The sequence below is a fragment of the Pseudomonas fuscovaginae SE-1 genome (genome assembly GCF_000364705.1).
Taxonomy (GTDB): Bacteria; Pseudomonadota; Gammaproteobacteria; order Pseudomonadales; family Pseudomonadaceae; genus Aquipseudomonas; species Aquipseudomonas fuscovaginae_A.
In genome coordinates this window covers 1-1,017 of the sequence record NZ_AQOH01000352.1, presented here as the reverse complement: position 1 = coordinate 1,017, position 1,017 = coordinate 1, and the positions used below count along the sequence as shown (strand labels likewise).

General features: G+C 44.1%; 2 protein-coding genes. Both read left to right on the top strand.

Features of this window, described 5'->3' with window-relative positions:
- On the top strand, positions 1 to 429 hold a 429-nt coding region (locus tag K675_RS33830), incomplete at its 5' end, for a hypothetical protein (protein ID WP_232434490.1).
- Between the two features lie 40 nt (positions 430 to 469).
- Positions 470 to 1,017 (top strand): ATP-dependent Clp protease proteolytic subunit (locus K675_RS31495; RefSeq protein ID WP_157384003.1); only part of this gene is annotated, 548 nt, incomplete at its 3' end.

The window sequence follows — 1,017 nt, the reverse complement described above, 5'->3', positions numbered from 1 at the left end:
TTCGTCGAGAAGTATAAAAAGCAACCCCTTTTTCGGGATGTCGATAAATTCTTGAGTGACCAAGGTTTTACATTTCATTGCTTTACGGGGTATGGAACACGTTCTCCTTTCGGAGTGAAGGTTGACGGTAGTCCTATCAATGGAATGAATCAATGGTTGTGGTCCGATGCCTTTTATTTTAGAAGCTTCACTGATCTTGATTTTTGGCGCGTTGGACCGCGATTGGTGAAATTGGCGTGCGTATTCCATATGGTGTATCAGTCATACGATTTTTCGGTATGTTCACTTCGTCTTTATGATGCCGTAAATGGAAGCAATTTGTTGTCCGAGTATGTTTTATTTTTACAGTCTATCGGTGTCGACGTAAAGCTTGATGGTGTGAGTGATCAGGAGTTTGAACGGATGATTGAGGATCTGAATTTTAATTAACTTTATTCATGATGGTGTAGGCGGTGATATGAGGGGAAGCATGAGTGGTGAGGTCGAAGAAGTATATGGTTCGATACGGGGTAGGCTTTTGGATGATATTGCTGATGCCCGAAAAATTTTTGTGACTGGAGAGATCAATCATATTTTGGCCAAGGAGGTGGTTCAACAGCTGCATGCCCTTGCCCATCGGGGGGATGACCCAATTAAAGTGTTTATTAGTTCTCCTGGTGGTCATGTCGAGTCTGGCGATATGATTTTTGACGCAATCAGATTTATCAGGCCGAAAGTAATCACCATCGGTTCTGGTTGGGTTGCGAGCGCGGGGGCGTTGATCTATGTGGCCGCTGAAAAGGAAAATCGCTATGCGCTGCCCAATACTCGATTTTTATTACATCAGCCGTCGGGTGGGTTTCAGGGGAGCGTGCTTGATATCAGCATTTATGCAAAAGAAATTTCCTGGATGAAAGAGCGGTTAAACAGAATTTTTTCTGAAGCCACAGGCCATTCGTTAAGCAAGATAGAAAGAGACACGGACAGGGATTTTTGGCTAACCTCCGAAGAAGCGGTGGAATATGGTTTGGTCGGAAG